Origin of the sequence: Clostridioides sp. ZZV15-6383 (genome assembly GCF_020657735.1) — a bacterium.
Lineage (GTDB): Bacteria > Bacillota > Clostridia > Peptostreptococcales > Peptostreptococcaceae > Clostridioides > Clostridioides difficile_D.
This window is the reverse complement of record NZ_JAGWCV010000181.1, coordinates 1-345: the sequence shown is the minus strand read 5'-3', so window position 1 is coordinate 345 and position 345 is coordinate 1. Positions and strand designations below refer to the sequence as shown.

The 345-nt window shown below is 27.2% G+C and carries 1 protein-coding gene; it reads left to right on the top strand.

Going from position 1 to position 345, the window contains the following annotated elements; translation table 11 throughout:
- Positions 1-3: 3 nt before the first annotated feature.
- Positions 4-345 (top strand): transposase (locus KGF42_RS19365; protein ID WP_227826926.1); only part of this gene is annotated, 342 nt, incomplete at its 3' end.

Sequence of the window (345 nt, the reverse complement as noted above, 5' to 3'; positions counted from 1 at the left end):
GCGATTAAAGCAGTATTTCTTGATACTGAAATACAAAGATATGTTGTGCATCAAATTAGAAATATTTTAAATTACGTATCATATAAAAATAGAAAAGAATTTGCAAAAGATTTAAAGAAAGTATATGATGCAATTACAGAAGAGGTAGCGTTAAGTGAGCTATTGCTCTTAGAGGAAAAATGGGATAATCAATATGCGATAGCATTAAGAAGTTGGCTAAGCAATTGGAATGAACTAGCAACATATTTTAAATATCCTCAAGAGATAAGAAGATTGATATATACTACAAATTCAATGGAAAGTTACAATAGATTATTAATAAAAGTTACTAAATCAAAGTCTATC